Genomic DNA, 20,829 nt, shown 5'->3' with positions numbered 1-20,829 from the left:
CGCCGTTGCCATGGGGACGACTCTGTCCCTGGCGCTCGGCGTCCTGTCCGCGCCGGCCACCCCGGCGCTCGCCGACCCGTCGGCGGCACCCCGCGAGGTGACCGTCATCCCGCAGGACGCGCCCCTGCTCAGGCCGCAGGAGTCCGTCCACTTCGCCGGGAAGACGGGCTTCCTGCACTCGCACAACCAGCCCGGCGACTACCTCTGGACCCGCTACGACACCGGCGAGACCGTGGTGGTGAAGGAACTCGCCGGGTTGCAGTGGACCAACATCAAGCGGGCCGGGGATGACAGCGTCCTCATCCTGAACGAGGTGCCCGCGCTGCCGGCGCCCGGCAAGGTGACCGTCTTCAACCTCGCCGAGCAGACCTGGCAGCAGTGGGCCACCCCCACCGGCTATCTGGTGATGGGTGTGCACGGGCAGTCGATGGTGGTGGCCCGTTCGGGCACCTCAGGGACCAAGCTGCAACTGGAACGGCTGACCTTCGACGCCGACGGCAACTCCACCACCACGGAGATCACCGGACTTCCCGACGGCGCCGTTCTCTCCGGTCTGGCGGTGGCGAGCGGCGAGGGTGCCTTGGTGGTGCCGTACCGGACGGACATCCCACGTGCCCTGCTGCTCGACGTGGCCTCCGGATCAGTGGTCGACATTCCGGAGGCCACCGGCGGCACCACGTCCTGGCGGGTCTCCGGCGACGTGGTGGCCTGGACGAACCTGTCAGGGATCTACCGCGTCCAGTCCCGCGAGGCCCTGCTCGCCGGCACCGCCGGTGCGGCCCGGACCGTGCAGGCGCAGGGCACCCTCCGGACCGCCGTCGTGGGCGACAACCTGATCAGCGCCAAGAACCAGTCGAACAACACCGGCGACTGGTACCCGACTGTGTCGCTCCCCATTGCGGGCGGCGACGCCACCACTCTGCTGCCGCAGACGGACTACCAGCTCGGTGCCGTCGTGCAGGGGCCGGACGGCTCCGCCCTGGTGGTCGGTGGCACCGGCCCGGCCGACTGGGCGGTGCACCGCTACACGGCCGAGCCAGGGAAGGCGCCGACCGGCAAGGTCCTCCTGGCGGTGAAGGATCCGCAGCACAACGCCGGCCTGACGTACAACCGCGGGCTGATCCGGCACGTGCAGACGCAGGTCAACCCGACCGATGGCACGACCCGGTTCGCGATCTTCAACCACCTCCAGGTGCCCGGCGACAGCATCAGCCCGGCCGGTGCCATGCAGCCGGCCAACGCGGCATCCTGCGCCGCCGGCGTCGAGTGCCTGCGCCTGGTCGACGGCCACAGCTACGGAGCCGCCTACCTGCTCTCGGGGACGAGCGACAGCATCCACATGTATCAGGCGGCGAACAGCAGCACCAAAACCATGACGCTGCCCAGCAAGGGCGGGCGGGTCGTCGACGTGGGCGACAACTACGCGATCGTCGCGGACGCCGCCGCCGGCAAGCAGTACGTGGTGAACCTCAGCGTCTCCCAGATCGCCCGCACCGGGCCGGTCACCGGCGCGGCGCTCTGGTTCGACACGCTCTGGACGGCCGGGGTGCCCGGCCGGATCCAGTCGGAGCGGCTGACCAACCCGGGGACCGCGGTGAACATGCCCACCGGCGCCGACTGTCAGGTCACGGAACTCCAGGCCAGCGCCCGCTGGATCTACTGGGCCTGCGGGGCGGACGGCCCGGCCGGCGTCTACGACCGCACGCTCAACCGCAACCTCCGGGTGCCGAGCGGGCCGGCGCTGCTGGGCGACGGTTTCCTCGTCCAGCACGACGCGGGCACCGCCAGCCTGCGGCTGTCCGACTTCCACGACGGCACCCTCCACGACCCGGTGAAGCTGGCCGACCTGCCGGTCGGCAACCCGGCGGACGGCCGCGGGATCACCTGGGCCGTGGACAAGCACGGCAGCGGGATTGCGTACGTCGACGCCGACAACGCGGTTCACGTGCTGGACAGCGGAGTGCCGTCCACGCCGCCCGGCGTGGGGACGGAAGGGGGCTACGACTGGACGTACCCGCGGGCTGCCGAGACCGAATACCAGCGCTTCTGGCGGCGGAGCGTCATCCTGACCCGTCCGGTCTCGTCGTGGGAGATGACGATCACCCGGAAGACCTCTGGTGAGGTGGTGGCCCGCAGCTCGGGCGGGCCCGAGCGGCTGGCGGTGAACACGAACTGGGACGGCCGGTTGGCCTCGGGGCAGCCCGCGGTGAACGGGACGTACCTCTGGAAGCTGACCGGCACGGGCACCGAGGGCGAGGCCGCCGCCACGATCGGCACGGGCAAGCTGAGCGTCGTCTGCGGCACCTTCCCCTTCCGGAGCGTGAGCTGCTACGGCGACTCCAACCTCCTCGCCGTCAAGTCCAACAACGAGGGGCACTGGTACGGCGATCCGTACGGTGAGCCCGCTGGGCGGCTGGTCGACAACGGGAGCACCGAGCAGTGGTGCCTGAGCTGCGCGGGCACCGCCGGCGCCTCGGCGATCGTGCCGTTCGGCGACTTCGACGGTGACGGGATGCCGGACCTGCTGGTCCGGGACGGGGCGGGCTACTTGCGCGCGTACCTGGGCACCGGCCAGCCCAGCTACGCCAAGGAGACCCACAAGTCGATCACGATCGGCAAGGGGTGGGAGACGTACCGGCTGCTGGTCGCCCCCGGCGACCTGAACCGCGACGGGCGTGACGACCTGCTCGGCATCGACACCACCGGCAAGCTGTGGCTCTACACCTCGACCGGCACCGGCCTCTTCAAGGCCCGCGTCCAGATCGGCTCGAGCTGGGGCATCTACCCGAAGGTCATCGGGATGGGCGACCTCAACGGCGACGGCAACGGCGACCTGGTCGGCGTGGACGCCAGCGGCGTCCTCTGGCGCTACAACGGAGACGGCAAGGGATATCTCAGCTCACGGGTGCAGATCGGTACGGGTTGGAACATCTACAACACCCTGATCCCGATCGGCGACCTCGACCTGGACAACCGCAACGACCTCCTGGCGCGGGACGCCGACGGCGTGCTCTGGCTCTACCCGGGTCGCGGCGACGGTTTCCTCGGCAAGCGGGTCCAGAAGGGCACCGGCTTCAACGCCTACAAGGCCCTCTTCTGAGCTGACCGGCACGGGAAGCCCGGGGCGCCGACCGGCACCCCGGGCTTCCGGCTTCCCAATCAGCCGTTCGGCGGCACACGCCACCACCGGCTCCTGCCTACGCTGACATGATCTTCACGCAGCCCTGATCCCAGGAGGACCTCTGTTGGGCCGCACGCTCACCGCCGGCGCTCTGGCGAGCACCACGACGCTGGCGCTGTCCCTGCTCGTGGCACCCGGCACCCCGGCCGTCGCCGAACCGTCGGCCGCGCCCCGCGAGGTGGCGGTCATCCCGCAGAACGAGCCGACCGTCCTACCGCGAGAGAAGCTGCTGTTCGCGGGGAAGACCGGCTTCCTGCACCAGCACAACGCGTCGACCGCCTACCTCTGGACCCGGTACGACACCGGCGAGACCGTCGAGGTCAAGGATCTTGCGGGCGTACGCAGCTCCGGCCTGCGACCCGCTGGCGGGGACACCGTCTCGATCTGGGAGTCGGTGCCCGCCCACCCCACCAACGGCACCGTCAACGTGCTCGACCTCGGCGACCTGAGCTGGGAGCAGTGGAAGCGGCCGACCGACGCTGGCCTCTACGGCATCTACGGCCGGGACATGCTGGTTCGGCAGGGCGCGAAGCTCGAACTGCGGACGGTCGGCCCGGACGGCACGGTCACGGCCAGCCGGCCGGTCACCGGTTTCCCGGCCGGGATCGACCTCGGCAGCCAGCCGCTGGCCGGCGACGGCGCCTCGGTGGTCATCGAGGCCGCTACCGCGGACGAGTACTGGTGGGCGTTGCTGGACCTCGCCACCGCCCGGGTGGTGGAGATCCCGGACGTCGACGTCCAGACGCTGGCCGACTTCCGGCTCACCGGGGACACCGTCGCCTGGCTCGGCAACGACGCCACGGTGCACGCGTACTCCCGCACGGGCCTGCTCGACGGCACCGACACCACCGCGCGGACGGTGACCGCCGGCAACCAGTGGTTCCGGCTGGCGATGCTCGGTGACCAGGTGCTCACGGTCATCGACAAGCGCAACGGCAAGGACCAGGGGCCGGCGGTGACGGTCCCGCTGGGCGGCGGCGAGCAGCACAGCATGCTGCCGCTCGGCGCGCTGGACTCCACCGCGCTGCTCCAGGGCCCGGACGACACCGCGCTGCTCGTCGGCGGCACCGACTCCGGCGACTGGGCGGTGCACCGCTTCACGGCGACGGACAGCCAGCCGACCCACGTACCGGTGCTGCCGGTGCGTGACCCGGTCGGCAACGCCGCGCTCAGCTACCGGCACGGCATCGTCGGACACCTCCAGACGCAGGTGTCGCCCAGCACGTCGGCCATCCAGTACGCGCTGTTCAACCGCGCGCTCGCCGACGACGACGGGTCGGGCAACGGCCGGCAGCTCTTCCCCACCGCGGGTACCCTGCTCGCCGACGCCGCGCCGTGCGCCCCGCAGGTCTCCTGCGTCCGGATGCTCGACGGCGCGGACACCGGGATGGCGTACCTGACGTACGGGCCGAACGGCGAGACGGCGGTCGCCCGGCACACCATTGCCAGCACCAAGGTCAGCCTGCCGACGGCGAACGGCCGGCTCGTCGACGCGGACGACCGGTACGCCGTCGTCAACGGCGGCTCGCCCGCCGTGCAGTACGTCGTCGACATGAACAGGCGGACGGTCGAGCGCAGCGGCCCGGTCACCGGCGCGGGACTCTGGTACGACACGCTCTGGACGGCCACCACGACCCCCGGGCAGCTCCAGCAGATCGGCCTGGGTGGCAACGGCGCCCAGCGGACCATCGCCACCGGCGTCGCCTGCGTACCGACCGAGGTGCAGGTCAGCACCCGCTGGCTGTACTGGGCGTGCGGCGCGGGGCAGGCCGGGGCGTACGACCTGACGGCCAACCGGAACGTCGCCCTGCCCGGCGGACCGGCGCTGCTCGGTGACGGGTTCCTGGTGCGGCACGACGCCGGCACCGCGAGCCTGCTGATGACGGACTTCCACGACGGCACGGTGCGGGCGGCGGTGAAGCTGGCCGATCTGCCGGTCGGCACCCCGGCTGACGACCGCGGCATCACCTGGACCGTGGACCGGGCCGGCGCCGGGGTGGCGTACGTGGACGGCGCGAACGCGGTGCACGTGCTCGACAGCGGCGTGCCGGCAACCGCGCCGGCCCTCGGGAAGGTCTGGACCCAGGGGGAGGCGTCGGCGTACAACGAGCGCGCCTGGAGCGGATCCTTCCGCTTCACCCGGCCGGTCTCGTCCTGGCAGGTGACGGTCACGCACAAGGCCACCGGGCAGACGTACGAGGTGCGGTCCGGCGGCGCGGCGCGCGAGGGTGCCAGTGCGGGCTGGGACGGCCGCCTCCCCGACGGCACGATGGCGGTCAACGGCGGATACCGCTGGACCGTCTACGGCACGGTGGACGGGACCAGGACGAGCATGGGCTCGGGCACCCTGCTCGCCGCCTGCGGCACCTTCCGCTACCGGACCTGGGACTGCTATGGCGGGCAGGCGCTGCTCGGGGTGAAGTCCAACGGTGAGGGCCACTGGTACGGCGAGGCGCCGGGCAGTGAGCCGCTGGGCCGCCTCAACGACCTCGGTGCGACCGACAACTGGTGCCTGAGCTGCACCGGTTCCGCCGGCACCACGGCGCTGGTGCCGTTCGGTGACTTCACCGGCGATCACCGGCCGGACCTGCTGGTCCGGGACGCGGCGGGCTACCTGCGGGTGTACTACGGCACGGGGCGCAACGCGTTCCCGAAGAGCGGCACCATGTCGCACGTCATCGGCAAGGGGTGGGAGACGTACCGGCTGCTGCTGGCGCCGGGCGACCTGAACCGGGACGGCCACGACGACCTGGTGGGCGTCGACACCACCGGCAAGCTGTGGCTCTACACCTCCACCGGGACGGGATACTTCACCGCCCGGGTGCAGATCGGCTCGGGGTGGGGCATCTACCCGAAGGTCCTCGGGATGGGCGACCTCAACGGCGATGGCAACGGCGACCTGGTCGCCGTCGACGCCAGCGGTGTTCTCTGGCGCTACAACGGCGACGGCAAGGGGTACTTCACCTCGCGGGTGCAGATCGGCACCGGCTGGAACATCTACAACACCCTCGTCCCGATCGGCGACCTCGACCAGGACAACCGCAACGACCTCCTCGGCCGCGACGCCAACGGCGTGCTCTGGCTCTACCCGGGTCGCGGCGACGGTTTCCTCGGCAAGCGGGTCCAGCAGGGCACCGGCTTCAACGCCTACAAGGCCCTTTACTGAACTGAGCGCCTATCCGGCCGCCCCTGGACGCTCCGGCGTCCGGGGGCGGCCTGCTTTCGGCCCTGGCTAGTGCTGTCGGCTGAGCACGCCCAGCCACCGGCGCGCGTCCGCCAAGCCCTTCTCGTTCTCCTCGTTGCTCGCGATCCCGGTCAGGTCGCCGATGGTCAGCCGGCGGGCGAAGTAGTCGGCCTGCACCGCCCAGCGGAGCCGCAGCAGGGTCGGCAACCCGTGCTCGACCTCGGCCCGGCTGACGCTCCCACCCGCCAGGTACGCCTCGACCAGGCAGTCGGCCTGCTGCGGGCCGCCGACGTACATCACCGCGGAGGCGAGGTCGTAGAGCAGCGGACCGTTGATCGCCACGCTCCAGTCGATCAGGCCGCAGGCCCCGGTCCGAGGGTCCAGTCGGAAGGCCTCCGGCGCCGGATCGGTGTGCAACAGTCCCCAGGAGAGCGTCGACGGACCCAGTGCCTCGTACGCCGCCACGGCGGTCGCCACCGCGGACCGTACCCACGGCCGGACCCCCAGGTGCGCGGCCTGGACCTCCAGCCAGTGGAACCGGTCAGTGTCACCGACGGAAACGTGCCGCAGCACCTCGTGCACCCGGCCGAGGGTCCGACCGATCAGCCGCTGGTCGTCCGGGGTACGCCCGGACAGCGCCGCCCCGTCGACCCAGCGCAGCAGCGCGAGCGGCACCCCATCAAGATCCGTAACGGCATCTCCGTGCCTGGTCGGCACGGGGGCGCCCGCCGGGATTCCCGCCGCGTCGACGTGGCCGGCGACTGTGAGACCGCCCCGGAAGGACCGGCGTGCGGCGGGCACGACCGCCTTGGCCACCCACCGCTCGTCCCCGGCGGTGACGAACCACGTCGCCGAGTTCATGCCACCGTGGTGCGCGGCCACCGCCGCCTCGGTCAAGCCCCAGGCCTCCGCCAGACACGTACGCAACTGCTCGCCACCGATCATCCGGTGAAGTCAAACAGCGGCGGGCCACACCTGGCGAGCGACTTCGGGCAAGTTCGCGGGCCCGGCGCGGTCGACGGCGACCACGCCGGGCCTCTGCCACGAGTGGGCCCGGCCGGACCTCCCCGTAGACGTGGGGTCAGTTACCGCTTGCTCCGCCAGCCGGCCTTCCAGCCGGACGTGAAGCCGCAGCCGATCCGGAGCCAACCGCCTTCGTTGACGTGGTTGGTGCACACGTATTCACGGTGGACCTGGGTCTTTCCGTAGTAGCGGTACATGAACTTGCTGTTCTTGCAGTACAGGAACCGGTACGCGGAGGAGAAGCCACGGTAGTCGTAGAACTCCCGCTCCGTGACGCTGCCGTCGAACCGCTTGGTCAGCAGCTTGGTCTCATAGTGGCGGTTGGGCAGGCTCACCGTTCCGGCGGTCCGGACGAAGCCGTGCTTCCCACACGGGCCCATCAGTCCGGCGCCCTTCTCATACAGGAAGTACGGCATTCCCATCGAGGGACCGTCGCTCCTGGAGTTCGCCTGGCTGATGCCGGCGACCGCGGCGACCCCGCCACCGACGACCAGCAGCGCAATCAGTAGCGGAAGCATCCGACGCTTGATGATGTCGATCATGGTGCTCCTTGCGTTCAGAAGAGAGGACACGTCGCCACCGCCCGGGGCGCCTGCCGTTCGGCGACGTCACTCAGGCAACCGCGTACCAGTCGTCATCACTAGCCGTAACCGCGTACCGGCCAGTCCCGACCACCTGTCCACCGTTCCGGTGCGGTGGTCGGTGCGGTCCGGGACCGCTCCGGCCCGGCACGCGCCTCCCTGACCAGGGCAGAGAGCCACCTGCACCACGCGCAGTGTCATTCGGGTGTACTCTCGCGGACCGAGACCGCAGCCGTCCGTAGTGGACTGATGGAGGACCACGCTTTGGACGACGGACAGACGCCGAAAGAGAGCAACGGCGCCGAGGAGGTCCATCCCGGAGGCGGGTCGGCCCCGGATCCCTTTTCCGCGGCCTCCCCCGCCGAGTTCGTCGCCGCGATGCGGGCGTTGAAGGAGTGGTCCGGCCTTACCTTCCGCCAGTTGCAGCGCCAGGCGGAGGCGGTCGGGGAGGTTCTGCCACACAGCACGATCGCCTCGGTGCTGGGGCGGAACAATCTGCCTCGAGAGGCGCTGGTGACCGCCTTCGTCCGGGCCTGCGGTCTCGACCAGGCCACAGCCGCGTCGTGGCTGGCCACGCGGAAACGACTCGCCGCCGAAGCGGCGCGGGAGGCTGTTCCGGCGGCGCCAGTGGGCAACTCGGAGCCGGGACCGGCCGCCGGTCGGCAAGCCGATCTCCCGCCTGGGCCGGCACCCGATACGGCCGTTCCAGAGCAGCATGTTCCCGATGAGACGGCGGAACGCCCGGACCCTCGGCCGGAAGCAGAACGGCTGCCCGTCCTGGAAGCGGTGCTGGAGTCGGTGCTGCTGTCGGAGGCGTCGGGGTTGTCGGCGGCCGGCGGCACCCGACCGGAGCCGTCGGCCGCCCAACCGGCCAGCAGTGGGCGGACCGAGCCGCGTTCGGGGGGTCAGGAGCCCGCCCTCCCCGCGTCCGCCGGCCGGTTGGCGAACGTGGCCGCGGAGCGGACGGACGAGCGGTGGGTCGGGATGCACCGGCACGACCCTGCGGAGGATGTGCCCCGGCCCGCCGGGTTCCGCTGGCTGATCCCGCCGATCATGTACCGGACCGGTTGGGCGAGCCGGGTCCTGTCCGGCGTACTCGTCCTGGTCATGGCCACCATCGCGGTAGCGGTGATCGCCCGAGCCCTTCGCGACTCGCCCGAAACGGCGGCCGACTCGGGCAGCAAGGCGGAGCTGCCGGTCGACGAGCCCGAGACCCTGCCCGCGGCCGTACCCTCGGTCGCCGTGTCCCCCTCCGCGAGCCCGTCCCGGTCGGCCGCGCCACGACCCAGGCCGAGCACGGGCGGGCCGTCGCCGACGAAGGCAGCGACCGGCGGACCAGCCGCCGGGCCGGCGGTGGGGCCGGTACGGCTGCGCGTGGCGCACACCGGGCTGTGCGTGGGCGAAGGGCCGGAGCTCTACAAACCGTCCGGCCGGATCGTGCTGGGCCAGCACTCCTGCGCCTCGGCGGCACCGCCGATCATCCTCGAACGGGTGTCCGGCAACGTCTATCGGATCAAGCTCGACCATCCCCAGTACGGGATCGGGTGCGCGACGATCGACTACGGCGGGCGTGGCGACGGCGTTCTGCTGACCGGCGACGACTGCAGCTCAGGGCGGGCCGACCAGACCTTCACCTTCGAGCCGCTCACCGGTCCGGCCGGCGGCTACCGGGTGCGCTCGGTACCCGGCAAGGACTATTGCATCGGCGTCTACGGCGAGCACCGGGACGTGGGGGCTCAACTGATCCAGACCCCTTGTACCGGCAGTCTCGCGCAGACCTTCACCGTCCAACGACGCTGACCGGCGTACCGGCCACTCCTCGGCGGTGCCTCGGGTAGGCGGCCGGGACGCGGAGCCGGCGAGGGACACACGAAATGCGGGAGGGCGCTCAGCACCCTCCCGCATTTCTCTGGTCGCCGATTCACACGTTGCTCGGGACGATCACCTTTCCGCCTGGATAGCCGACGTTCTTTCCGTCGGTGCCCCAGTCCTTGGCCGCCAGAGTGTGGAAGCCCCCGTCCCACGGGTCGTAGACCTTGTAGACCTTCCCGTAGGACTTGCGCTGGCTCGTCCCGTCGGCCTTACGCACGTTGACGACGAGGTTGTCGTTGTAGCCGTAGATCACCAGATAGTGGCCCGTACCGAATGAGGCGCCCGGGTACCAGATGTTCTGCGACTTCACGAGGATGATCGAGGGTGCGTTCTGGTCCACCCCCTTCTTCGCCCACCGGTAGAGCTCCCACGTACCGGCCCCGGCACGGTAGCTGTACCGCGTCTGCTGCCCATTCTTCTTGAGCTGGGCGTTGATCGGGCCGTCCATGTCCCACGGCCAGGTGCCGAACGTGTCCCCCGCGTCCATCTCCTTGGCTAGCGCGCTCTGCCTGACGCTGACGCCGAACGCCGAGAGAAGCGTCTGGCCGGCCGCCGGGCCACACCAGGTCGACCGTTGCTGCTGGTATCCGGAGATGGACACCAGGTGCCATTTCCCTGCGGGGGCGGCGCTGGCCAACTGGACGCCGGCGATCAGCAGGCCGGCGATGACGACGAACGCGAGTGCGAGCGCGCCGAACCGGCTTCGATAGAGCGCGAGCGGCGATGAGCCTCTCATGTCGATCTCTCCTCACTGTAATCGGCTGTTTCGTCGCCGATGGCGCCCGAATCCATTGCGGACAGCACCGCGCGACAGCCCCTACAGCCCAGCCGATAGCGACGTGTCCGACCAGCCGATCGGGCGTACGGGAATGACCAGGACGGATATCTGGAAAGGCGATCCTCCGCACTTCGTCCCGGCCGGAGACCAGTTGTCCGGGGCGAACCAGGACAGGACGTTCGCCCTGGTCCGAGCTGCCGTACGAATTCCGCGGCGGCGGCATCTGCTGCCCGGGGCCGTCCCGGACAACCGGATCGGTGGCGGGACGATCAGTGATTCGGTGCACTGGATCGGGCCAGTTGGCAGTCTCTTGTGGAGGACAGCGTGGAAACAATTCTCACGGCCGATGCCGGTGCTGCGCGCCGCAGCCGTACCCCCGTGATCGATCTCCTGAATCGGGCCGGATTCTCGTCAGCCGTAAAACTGTTCGTCGCATTTCTGTTGATCGCCGGGACGATCGGCGGCGTTTCCAGTCTGGCGAGCGCCGCCAGCAGCTCTTGCGACGGCAGCCTCGGCGAACGAGCGGTTTGTTTCGCCGCCGAGCGCGTGGGAGACCGGTACGTGTGGGGTGGGCACAAGCCGTCCGGTTTCGACTGCTCCGGCCTCACGTACTGGGCCTATCGAAAGGCGGGCTTCTCATGGTCACGGACCACCGCCCAGGGGCAGTACGACTATGGCAAGGACCGACACCTGACCGTGTCGACGAAGGAACTGCGACCGGGTGACCTGATCTTCTTCAACTGGGACGGCGGGGAGATCGACCATGTCGGCATCTACGCCGGGAACAACAAGATGATTCATGCGTCGAGCGGCGCCGGCATGGTCAAGAAGGTGGCCCTCAACAACTACTACCGGGCGTACATGAAGAGCCGCGCTGTCCGTCCGTCTCTTGCCCGGGCCAATTCGCCGACCGGCCGGGACAAGAACGAGGACAACCGGCACCGACCAGAGCCGACCACCTCGCCTTCTGACTCGCAATCGACGGACCAGCCGGTCCTCGTCGTCATCGGCGACAGCACCGCTGTGGGGCTGCGATGAGAAGGTCCCCGCACAAGTGGCTCCCGTTGCTGTTCGCCATGGCACTGATCGCGGGTGGCATCAGCATCACCGCCGGACTCGCGGCGGCAAGTCCCGGATGCGACGGAAAGGCCCCCCGGCCGGCGTCCTGTCGTACCGATGAGGCGCAGCCGGACAAGAAGGGTCCCCACTGCGCCGACGAAGAGACCGAGGATGCGCCGGTCACCGGAGACGAATCCAACGGCGACCGGACGATCGACGACGAGAAACCAACCGACGACGAAACCACGACCACCGACGACGACTCGACCACCAACGACCCAACCACCGACGACCCCACCACGGACAGCACGACCGACGACCCGACCATGGACGACCCGACCACGGACGGCACGACCGACGACCCCACCACGGACGACCCGACCACGGACAGCACGGCCGACGGCCCCACCACCGACAGCACCACCGACGACCCGACCACCGAGGATGAGCCGAGCGACGGGTCCGCACCGGACAACGAGTCCAGCACGGACAACGAGTCCAGCACCGACGACGAGTCCAGCACCGACGACGAGTCCAGCACCGACGACGAGTCCAGCACCGACGACGACGGGAACGGGCGACCGGCCGGTGACGAATCGCCGGAGGCCTGCGCCGGCGACGACCAGCAGGAGAGCGCTCCGACCGACGAATGCCTGGATACCGATACGCCCGGCGGGCGGATCGTGTCCATCGACCCCAAGGCCGACGACGGCCGGCCCGGACAGGTGGAGCCGGCCGGCCCGGCCCGGGCTGGCGTGGCTACGGACGCCGGCCAAGCCGGCGGCTCAAGACCAAAGGGCTCGGCCCCTGACCACCGGCCGGATGGCGACGGGTCTGCCGGCACGGCCTGCTGATGGAAGAGAACGTCGACGCCGTCCATGCGGGGCGGTGGCGGGCAGCAGGTGCGATCCCCCGGAGCCGCCGGAACTGAGCGTCGCTGACCAACCGGCGCTACCCGCGCCACCGACCAGGGCGTGAAGCCGCCCCGGGCCCGCGAACCGCGGGCCCGGGGAGGCCGGTTTTCGGGTGGTTCGGGACGGCGACGACGCCCGAACCGATGCGGACCTCTGCCGCTTACCTGGCGGCGAGGAACTCGTTGATGGCGACCGTGACCTGCTGGCCGGTGGCGTGGCTCCGCACGATCGACATCACCCGGTCGTGCAGGTCGGTCGCACCGAACCGGTCGTACGTGTCGGAGATGACCAGGTCCAGCCAGGGCCGCTTGACCGGTCCCGGCTTGCCCTGGATGGGCGCCGCGAAGAACCGGGCGACAGCGTCGGCGATCCGGCGCTTCGCCGCACCCACCCGCTCCGGCAGGTCGCCCTGCCGGTCGGCCGGCACCTGATCCAGGATCGCCGCCGCCGCAGCGAGGTCGGTGACGGCGGCGTCGATCCGTTCGGCGTCGGTCAGCTCGGTTGCGGCGATCCCGTCGAGCAGGTCGCGGGCCTGGACGAGGAGCTTCACGACCGCCAGCCGCTGGTTCAACGCCGCGACCTGGGCAGCGTCGGTGACCTTCGCGATGGCCGTCTCGGCGGCGGTGATCGTCTCCGCCGACGGGTCGGCCTCGGCCGCGGCGACCGCGTCCTGCGCCGCCTTCAGCAGCTGCGCCTGGTTGTCGGCGAGTTGCACGCTCATCGAGCCGATGATGAGGGGCAGGTTGTTCGCGCCCACGATCCGCATGTCGGCGTTGCCGTTCTGCCGATTCCGGAACATCACCTGCGGCAGGTCGAGGGTCACCGTCTGCCAGGTGTTGACCATCGCGGCGGTGATGCTCACCCGGGGCGTGCTCTGGTAGGCCGACCCGGTGGCCGCGGAGTCGTACTGGAGGACAAACGAGCCGGCGACCGGCGAGCGGTACTCGATGGTGGCGGTGGCGTCGTACGGGCCGCCGGTGAGGTAGCGGTCGTCGACGGCGAGGTAGAGGTTGTTGCCGGAGTTGAACGTGTTCTTGTCGACCTGCAGGGCAGGCCGACCGTCGACGACGATCTCATGCGCGGGGCCGCTCTCGTACGGAATCCAGGTCAGTCCGTCGGGCTCACCGGAGAAGTCCATCGAGACCCGGGTCGTCGGAGGAGTCGGCGGGACCACGTCGATGCGTACACCCGAGATGACGAGCGGAAGGTTGGCATTCGCGTTCAGCCGCAGATCCGCGCCACCGTTCTGCCGATTGCTGAACCGGACGTCGGGAATGTCGATGGTGGCCGTCTGCCACTGGTTGACCTGGCCGGCGTCGATCGTCACGGCCGTCGAGCGCTGGTAGGCCGAGCCGCTCTGCTGCGAGTCGTACTGGAGTGCGAAGGAGCCGGTGACCGCGGAGCGGTAGCTGATCGTGGCCTTGACCTGGTACGGCCCGCCGGAGATCGCCGCGTCGTCGACGAACATGTACAACTGGTTGGCGCCGCCGAAGGGATTCTTCTGCAGCTCCAGCGCCCGGCGGCCGTCGACCTCGGTGGTCACGTACGGGCCGTCCTCATAGTTCTGGTAGGTCAGCCCGTCGGCCTTGTCCGCCGCGACGTCGAACGAGACCGTGTACCTGTTCGGGATCGGGTTCCCGCCCGGGTCCGGGTTGGGGTCGGTCCAGTCCGACCGCTCGGCCAGGTATGCCCGGCCCTGCGCGTCCTTCTTCAGCAGGAAGTAGTAGTCGACGGTGCCCGGCAGGGACAGATACTCCGCCTTCAGCGAGTCCGGGGTCACCGTCAGCCGCATCGCCCCGAAGTGCGCGGCATCGCGGAACTTGCTGCCCGGCGCGACGCTGAACAGCGGAGTCAGGCCGGCACCACCGTTGCCGGAGATGGCGATGTGGTAGCCGTCGGCTGTCTCGATGTGCTCCGCGTGGTGATCGTGGCCGGCGAGGATCAGATCCACGCCGGGCGTCATCAGCCACGCGCGGTCCAGGTTGTTGCCGGCCTTGCCGGAGGAGTAGATCGGCTGGTGGCCGCCGACGACCTTCCAGGCGGCCACGCTGTTCGTAAGCGTGTTGCGGTACGCGTCATAGATCGGCGGCTTCGTGCTGCCCGTGGCCGTCTGACAGTTGGCGTCGGGGTTGACGAAGTCGAGCAGCCCGTTGCCGAAGCCGGCGACGTAGGCGGCCGGAACCTTGAAGTAGTCCAGGCTCGGCTGGACGCTCTCCGGCGAGCAGCCGTTGCCGTAGTCGTGGTTCCCCATGATCGGAAACATCTTGCCGGCGTCGATGTCCGCCTTGTACGGCGCCTGGGCCTTGACGACCTCCTCGGGCAGGCCCTGCTGATAGGTATTGTCGCCGGTGGTGAGGATGGCCGCCGGGTTCCAGGAGTGGACCATGTCCGCGACCTGGTACTCCTCGGCGCAGGTCCGGTCGACGCCGCAGCCGCCGTAGTCCCCGATCACGGCGAGCACCAGGCGATCCTGGGGCGGGTGATTCGCATCGACCGGCGGGGTGATCCGCTCAAGTTCGCCACCGGCCGCGCCCGCCGCGCTGGCGAGCCCCGCCGACAAGATCAGCGCGGCGACCGAGGTCAGTGTGATGCCGAGTTTCCGTGTGACTTGCACGCCCAACTCCTTGGCAGTGTCGCGATCAACGACGCCGGACGCTAGGCGGTCGCGGTGAGCGCCCCATGAACCCGGCACTAACCGGAACGGGCTGGCCCCTGACCAGGCACGGCGCATAGCGGCAGGTCGGATGCCGGGCGCGGGGGCGCTCGGGATCGCGCCGGTGGTAGGGCCTGCCCTACCACCGAAGAGCATGGTCGACCGTGTGCCCTGCTCAGCCGCGATCCACGACGCTGATCGGCATGCGAAGCACGATGGCCGTCGAGCTGTTCGACGTAACGAAGACGTATTCGGGTGGCGCCGGGGTCCGCGCGCTCGACGGGGTGTCGGTGGGGTTCGCCGCCGGGACGTTCAACGCGGTGATGGGCCCGTCCGGCTCGGGCAAGTCCACCCTTCTGCAGTGCGCGGCCGGGCTGGACCGACCGGACTCGGGAAAGGTGCTCCTGGCCGGCCAGGAGATCGGTCAGCTACGCGAGCCGCAGCTGACCCAGGCCCGCCGGCGCCTGGTCGGGTTCGTCTTCCAGTCGTACAACCTGCTCGACTCGCTGTCGCTGTGGCACAACGTCCTGCTTCCCCAGCGGCTGGCCGGGGTGCGACCGGACCGGGCGTGGGCGCGGGAGGTCATGCGGCGCGTCGGTCTTGCCGGACGCGAACAGGACCGTCCGGCGCAGCTGTCCGGCGGACAGCGGCAGCGGGTCGCGTTGGCCCGGGCGCTCGCCGCCCGGCCGGAGGTCATCTTCGCCGACGAGCCGACCGGCGCCCTTGACCTGGCCACCGGCCGTGAGGTGCTCGACCTGCTGCGCGAGGCGGTGGCCGATCTTGGTACCACGATCGTGATGGTCACGCACGGCCCGGCGGCGGCCGCCCGGGCCGACCGGGTCGTGTTTCTCGCTGACGGCCGGATCACCACCGAGCTGGCCGCCCCGTCGGCGGAGCAGGTCGCCGCACAGATGACAGCGGTCACCAACGGCCGTGCCGTGGCGAGCGTGGGGAGCAACCGATGATCCGGCTCGCGATCGCCACCCTGCGCCGGCACCGCGGCGCGTACGTCGGCACGTTCCTCGCCACGGTCCTCGCCGTTGCGTTGCTCGCCGGCGGCGGCCTGCTGCTGTACTCCGTCCTCATCGCCGAGCCGCCGGCGGACCGGTTCGCCGCCACCACCCTCGCCGTGGCGGGTGACCGGGAGATCAGCCTCGAGACGGTGACGACCAAGCAGAAGAAGGAGGGCAAGAGCAAGGTCAAGCGGAAGGTGAAGAGCGAGCGGCTGACCGGTGCCGGCACGTTGCCGGCGGACCTCGCCGGCCGGATCGCCGCGGTCCCCGGGGTCGCCGGGGTGGTCGCCGACGCCGCGTTCCCCGTCCAGGTCACGGCCCGGGACGGCCGCGCACTGCGGGGGGCTGACGACGCGCCCGTCATCGGCCACGGCTGGGTGTCGGCGACGCTCACCCCGTACACGATGAGGACCGGCCGTCCGCCCGGCACCGGTGAGGTCGTGCTCGACGCCGACGTGGCCGCCCGCGGTGGCGTCCGCGTCGGTGACGAGCTGCGGGTCACCACCCGGACCGGGACGCGGACGCTGCGGGTGAGCGGCATCGCCGCGCCGGCCGGCCGGGACGGCCTGCCGGCGCAGGGCGCACTGTTTCTCGCCGACGGCGACGTCGCCGCGGTGTCCGGTCTCGCCGGGCCGACCGCCGTCGGCGTCTTCGGCGCGCCGGGCACCGACGTGGCGGCGCTGCGCGCCAGGGTCCACGCCGTCGCGGGGGACGCACAGGTCCTCGCCGGGGACGACCGGGTGCGGGCCGACCTGCCCGGCGCGCTGCCCGACTACATCGGCCCGATCTCGATCTTCGGGTTCGTCATCGGCATCACCGCGTTCGCGGCCGTGTTCGTGCTCACCGGCACCGTGACGCTGAGCGTGCGACAGCGGCTGCGCGAGCTGGCACTGCTGCGCGCGATCGGTGCCACGCCCGGACAGCTGCGGCGGCTGCTGGGCGTGGAGAGCGCGGTGCTCGCGGGGTTCGCCGCGCTGCCGGCGGCACCGCTCGGCGTGCTCTTCGCCGAGGTCGTCGCCGCGCGGTTCATGACCCTCGGCGCGGTTCCGGCGCAGTTCACGGTGCGGGTCAACGTGCCGGTGCTGTTGCTCGCGGCGGTGGCCGGCGTCCTGGTCACGTTCGTCGCGGCCCGCATCGCCGGGCGGCGGGCGGTACGCATCGCGCCGACGCAGGCGCTCGTGGAGACGGCCACCGCACCGGCCAGCGGAACCTTCGTGCGGGCGCTCGTCGCGCTGGTCACGGCGGCCGGCGCGGTCGGGGTGCTCTCGTTCGTGCCGCTGGACGGCCCGCTCGGCATGGGGATGAGCTTCGTGTCCTCCGCCCTGCTGCTGTGTGCGGTCGCCGCCGTCGGGCCGCTCCTCGTGCGGCTGCTGGCCGCCGTCGTCGCTCGACCGTTCGGCCTCGGCGGGCTCATCGCCCGCACCGAGCACCGTCGGGTCGCCGCGGTCGCCGTCCCGCTCGTGCTCATGTTCGCGATCAACACCGTGATGCTGCTCAACAGCGCCCTGCTCAGCCGGCTCACGGGGCAGGAGCAGGTGGCCCGCGAGGCGCCCGCGACCGCGCAGGTGACCGGCGACGGCGGCCTGCCGCTGGACACGGCGCGCCGCCTGGCCGACGTGCCGGGCGTGACCGGTGTGGCGGCGCAGCTACCGACCCGGGTGATCGTCGCGCAGGGCGGCAAGCCGGAGGACTACCCGGCTCAGGGCCTCCTCGTCGGCGGCCCGGACACCGCGCTCGACCTCGACGTCCGCGCGGGGGCGCTCACCGCCGACGGGTTCGCCGCCAGCGCGGCGCTCGTCCGGCAGTACGGCTGGCGGATCGGTGACCGGGTTCCGCTCTGGTTGCCCGACGGGAAACAGGTCCAGCTGCGGCTCTCCATGGTGTACGGACGGGCGCGCGGCTTCGGCGAGCTCGTGCTCCCGGCCGGGTTGGTGGCGGCGCACGACCCGCGGGGCCTGGTCCGCACGGTCGGCCTGCGGTACGCCCCGGGCACGGCCGAGCGGATCCACGCCGAGTTCCCGGCGCTGCGGCTCGTGCCGGCGCTCGACGCCGCACCGGCCGGTGACGCGTCGAACCAGCAGGGCGCATGGGAGCTGATGGTCGTGATCTCGCTCGGGTTCACCGCGATCGCCGTGGTCAACACGTTCGCGATCGCCGCGGCGGCGCGCCGCCGCGAGTACGCCGACCTGCGTCTCGTCGGCGCGACGGCCCGGCAGCTGCAGCGGCTCGCCGGCGGCGAGGCCCTCGTGACCGTCATCGTCGGGCTGTTGCTCGGCTCGGCGGTGACCGGGATCGTGGTGGGCGCGTTCAGCGCCGCCCAGGACGGGGTCCTGCGGTGGATCGTCGAGCCCGGCACGCACGCGGTGATGGTCGGCGGCGTTGCCGCCCTCGGGCTGCTCGCCGGTGTCCTGCCGACGCGGCTGATGGTGCGCCGACGCAGCCTCGCGACACAGGTCTGACCGTGCGGTACTGCGGTGGCACCCGGACGGGTGCCACCGCACCGCGGTCCGCTCACGACGGAGGGAGTGCCGGGTGCCACCGCTAACATCGGCGGCGATGGGCAAGACGATCATGAGAAGCGGTGCGGCACTGGCCTACCTGGCCACCGGCCCGCTCGCGGGCGCCGCCGGCTTCGCCTGGAGTCTCGCCGCCACCCTGGTCGTCGTCCTGCTGTCTGTCACCCACCTCGGCGGTCCCGCGTTCCTCGGCGCTGCCCGGGTCACCCGCACGTTCGCAGGGGTCGAACGGCGGCGGGCCAGCTGGGTGCTCGGCACGCCCATCCCCGCGCCGTACGTGCCGGTCACCGGCGACACCATCAAACGCCGGGTCGTCGCCGTCGCCGCCCAGCCGGCGACCTGGCGGGATGTCGCCTGGCTGGTCCTGCTGCTGCCGGTCGGGCTCGTCACCGGTATCGCCGGCGTCGTCGTCGCGGTCGTCGACCTGGCCGCGATCGTCGCGCCGGCATGGGCGTGGGCGGTACCGAACCCGCGCGCGCCGTTCCCGATGCGGCCGCTCATGACCACCACCCCGGGCCGCATCGGACTCGCCGTGCTCGGCCTGCTGCTCCTCCCGCTGGTGGCGTGGCTGATCGGCACGCTCGCCGCCGGCCCGGCCCGGCTGTCCCGCGCCCTGCTGGCTCCCGGCGAACATCGCCGGCTGGTGGAGCAGGCCGAGCACCTGGCGCAGACCCGCCGGCGGGTCGTCGATGCCCAGGCCGCCGAGCTGCGCCGCATCGAACGCGACCTGCACGACGGCGCGCAGGCCCGCATCGTCGCCGCCGGGATGACGCTCGCCCTGGCCGCGCGGAAGCTGCGTACGAACGGCGACGCCGAACCCGACGTCGCGCTCGCCCGCCGCCAGCTCGACGACGCCCTCGCCGAGCTGCGCCGCCTCGTCCGCGGCATCCACCCACCGATCCTCACCGACCGCGGCCTGCACGCCGCGCTCGCCGCCCTCGCCGGCGACAGTCCGTTCGCCGTCGAGCTGCGCGGCGACACCGACCAGCGGTATCCGGCCGCGGTGGAGTCGGCGGCGTACTTCGTCGTCGCCGAGGGCCTCACCAACGCCGCGAAGCACTCCGGTGCGACGTCCGGCGTCGTCGACGTCCGGCGTACCGGGGGCACCGTCAACGTCGCGGTGACCGACAACGGCCGCGGCGGCGCGGACCCGCACGGTGCCGGCATCGACGGCCTGCGTCGCCGCGTCGAGGCCCTCGACGGCGCCCTCACCCTGTCCAGCCCGCCCGGCGGGCCCACCGTCCTGCACGCGGAGCTGCCATGCGCATCGTGATCGCCGAAGACCTCCTCCTGCTCCGGGAAGGCATGATCCGCCTGCTCACCGATACCGGCCACACCGTCGTGGCGGCGGTCGACTCCGCTGACGCGCTTGTCGCCGCGGTCGAACAGCACCGGCCGGACCTGTCGATCGTCGACGTCCGGCTGCCACCCGGCTTCCGTGACGAGGGTCTCCGGGCGGCACTGCGGCTGCGCTCCGCCGACCGGGACGCCAAGGTCCTCATCGTGTCGCAGTACGTCGAGCGGGCCTACGCCACGGACCTGCTCGCCGACGGGCGGGGTGGCGTCGGTTACCTGCTCAAGGACCGTGTCACCGCCCTGGACGACTTCCTCGACGCCGTCGAGCGGGTCGCCGAGGGTGGGACGGTGCTGGACCCCGAGGTGGTCCGGCAGTTGTTCACCCGGAGCAGCCGCAAGCACGGCATTGAGGGGCTCACCCCGCGCGAGCGGGAGGTGCTGCACCTGATGGCACAGGGCCTGTCGAACTCCGCGATCTGCGCGGCGCTGGTCCTGGCGCCCGTGTCGGTGGAGAAGCACATCACGAACATCTTCGCCAAGCTCGACCTGCCGCCGGCCGACGACGCTCACCGCCGGGTCCGCGCGGTCCTGGCGTACCTCAACGCCTGAACGTCCGAGCCGGGCTGCGCGGGCTGGGCCGGGACGGCAGATGCTGTGGCCGTCGCGGCGCATTCCGGGCTGCGCCGTCACGTCCGGTTCAGTCCGCCCCGGTGGCTCCCACACTGTCAGCTGTGGATGGCCCGTCTGTTCGCTGATTTA

The 20,829-nt window shown here is 71.3% G+C and carries 13 protein-coding genes; 9 read left to right on the top strand and 4 right to left on the bottom strand.

Translation table 11 applies throughout. The annotated features are described in order from the left end of the window. The first annotated feature begins 10 nt into the window (after positions 1 to 10). Together FXF52_RS27070 and FXF52_RS27065 are read left to right on the top strand one after the other, a co-directional pair. The gene (locus FXF52_RS27070) at positions 11 to 3,100 is read left to right on the top strand and encodes an FG-GAP-like repeat-containing protein (RefSeq protein WP_148801156.1); all 3,090 of its coding nucleotides are present in this window, start codon (positions 11 to 13) and stop codon (positions 3,098 to 3,100) included. Between the two features lie 145 nt (positions 3,101 to 3,245). Next, a complete protein-coding gene (locus FXF52_RS27065; RefSeq protein ID WP_148801155.1) occupies positions 3,246 to 6,347 on the top strand; it encodes a VCBS repeat-containing protein in 3,102 nt (1,033 codons plus the stop codon). 66 nt (positions 6,348 to 6,413) lie between these two features. On the opposite strand, the gene FXF52_RS27060 is transcribed toward FXF52_RS27065, so the two are convergent. Together FXF52_RS27060 and FXF52_RS27055 are read right to left on the bottom strand one after the other, a co-directional pair. Further along, the gene (locus tag FXF52_RS27060; RefSeq protein ID WP_148801154.1) at positions 6,414 to 7,310 is read right to left on the bottom strand and encodes a phosphotransferase enzyme family protein; all 897 of its coding nucleotides are present in this window, start codon (positions 7,308 to 7,310) and stop codon (positions 6,414 to 6,416) included. A gap of 140 nt (positions 7,311 to 7,450) precedes the next feature. After that, positions 7,451 to 7,930 carry a hypothetical protein gene (locus FXF52_RS27055; RefSeq protein ID WP_148801153.1) on the bottom strand — a complete coding sequence of 160 codons (480 nt, stop codon included), beginning with the start codon at positions 7,928 to 7,930 and terminating at the stop codon, positions 7,451 to 7,453. Between the two features lie 288 nt (positions 7,931 to 8,218). On the opposite strand from FXF52_RS27055, the gene FXF52_RS27050 reads away from it, so the two are divergent. Next, positions 8,219 to 9,769, top strand: a complete 1,551-nt coding sequence (locus tag FXF52_RS27050) for an XRE family transcriptional regulator (protein WP_148801152.1) — start codon at positions 8,219 to 8,221, stop codon at positions 9,767 to 9,769. 121 nt (positions 9,770 to 9,890) lie between these two features. On the opposite strand, the gene FXF52_RS27045 is transcribed toward FXF52_RS27050, so the two are convergent. Further along, a complete protein-coding gene (locus FXF52_RS27045; protein ID WP_148801151.1) occupies positions 9,891 to 10,577 on the bottom strand; it encodes a C39 family peptidase in 687 nt (228 codons plus the stop codon). Positions 10,578 to 10,943: 366 nt separating this feature from the next. Between FXF52_RS27045 and FXF52_RS27040 the strand changes: the two genes are divergently transcribed. Next, the gene (locus tag FXF52_RS27040; RefSeq protein ID WP_187413719.1) at positions 10,944 to 11,657 is read left to right on the top strand and encodes a C40 family peptidase; all 714 of its coding nucleotides are present in this window, start codon (positions 10,944 to 10,946) and stop codon (positions 11,655 to 11,657) included. Further along, positions 11,654 to 12,532, top strand: a complete 879-nt coding sequence (locus FXF52_RS41845; protein ID WP_187413718.1) for a hypothetical protein — start codon at positions 11,654 to 11,656, stop codon at positions 12,530 to 12,532. Before FXF52_RS27040 ends, FXF52_RS41845 begins: the two co-directional genes overlap by 4 nt. A gap of 220 nt (positions 12,533 to 12,752) precedes the next feature. On the opposite strand, the gene FXF52_RS27030 is transcribed toward FXF52_RS41845, so the two are convergent. Further along, complete coding sequence (locus FXF52_RS27030; protein ID WP_187413717.1) at positions 12,753 to 15,206, bottom strand: metallophosphoesterase; 2,454 nt, start codon at positions 15,204 to 15,206, stop codon at positions 12,753 to 12,755. 242 nt (positions 15,207 to 15,448) lie between these two features. On the opposite strand from FXF52_RS27030, the gene FXF52_RS27025 reads away from it, so the two are divergent. The 4 genes from FXF52_RS27025 (at position 15,449) to FXF52_RS27010 (ending at position 20,679) form a co-directional block, all read left to right on the top strand. Continuing rightward, the gene (locus FXF52_RS27025; protein WP_148801148.1) at positions 15,449 to 16,210 is read left to right on the top strand and encodes an ABC transporter ATP-binding protein; all 762 of its coding nucleotides are present in this window, start codon (positions 15,449 to 15,451) and stop codon (positions 16,208 to 16,210) included. Next, positions 16,207 to 18,717, top strand: coding sequence for an ABC transporter permease (locus FXF52_RS27020; RefSeq protein WP_148801147.1), 2,511 nt, complete (start codon positions 16,207 to 16,209; stop codon positions 18,715 to 18,717). The genes FXF52_RS27025 and FXF52_RS27020 overlap by 4 nt, the downstream gene beginning before the upstream one ends. A 97-nt stretch (positions 18,718 to 18,814) precedes the next feature. Then, the gene (locus tag FXF52_RS27015; RefSeq protein WP_148801146.1) at positions 18,815 to 20,047 is read left to right on the top strand and encodes a sensor histidine kinase; all 1,233 of its coding nucleotides are present in this window, start codon (positions 18,815 to 18,817) and stop codon (positions 20,045 to 20,047) included. Then, the gene (locus FXF52_RS27010; RefSeq protein ID WP_148801145.1) at positions 20,035 to 20,679 is read left to right on the top strand and encodes a response regulator transcription factor; all 645 of its coding nucleotides are present in this window, start codon (positions 20,035 to 20,037) and stop codon (positions 20,677 to 20,679) included. Before FXF52_RS27015 ends, FXF52_RS27010 begins: the two co-directional genes overlap by 13 nt. Positions 20,680 to 20,829 lie beyond the last annotated feature (150 nt).

Origin of the sequence: Micromonospora sp. MP36, from assembly GCF_008119785.1 — a bacterium.
Classification (GTDB): Bacteria; Actinomycetota; Actinomycetes; order Mycobacteriales; family Micromonosporaceae; genus Micromonospora.
This window is presented reverse-complemented; position numbering and strand designations above follow the sequence as displayed.

Coding starts and splice junctions, on each gene's coding strand:
- FXF52_RS27050 (WP_148801152.1), top strand. CDS start 8,219: ATGGAGGACCACGCTTTGGACGACGGACAGACGCCGAAAGAGAGCAAC.
- FXF52_RS27055 (WP_148801153.1), bottom strand. CDS start 7,930: ATGATCGACATCATCAAGCGTCGGATGCTTCCGCTACTGATTGCGCTG.
- FXF52_RS27020 (WP_148801147.1), top strand. CDS start 16,207: ATGATCCGGCTCGCGATCGCCACCCTGCGCCGGCACCGCGGCGCGTAC.
- FXF52_RS27070 (WP_148801156.1), top strand. CDS start 11: ATGGGGACGACTCTGTCCCTGGCGCTCGGCGTCCTGTCCGCGCCGGCC.
- FXF52_RS27045 (WP_148801151.1), bottom strand. CDS start 10,577: ATGAGAGGCTCATCGCCGCTCGCGCTCTATCGAAGCCGGTTCGGCGCG.
- FXF52_RS27025 (WP_148801148.1), top strand. CDS start 15,449: ATGCGAAGCACGATGGCCGTCGAGCTGTTCGACGTAACGAAGACGTAT.
- FXF52_RS27010 (WP_148801145.1), top strand. CDS start 20,035: ATGCGCATCGTGATCGCCGAAGACCTCCTCCTGCTCCGGGAAGGCATG.
- FXF52_RS41845 (WP_187413718.1), top strand. CDS start 11,654: ATGAGAAGGTCCCCGCACAAGTGGCTCCCGTTGCTGTTCGCCATGGCA.
- FXF52_RS27060 (WP_148801154.1), bottom strand. CDS start 7,310: ATGATCGGTGGCGAGCAGTTGCGTACGTGTCTGGCGGAGGCCTGGGGC.
- FXF52_RS27015 (WP_148801146.1), top strand. CDS start 18,815: ATGGGCAAGACGATCATGAGAAGCGGTGCGGCACTGGCCTACCTGGCC.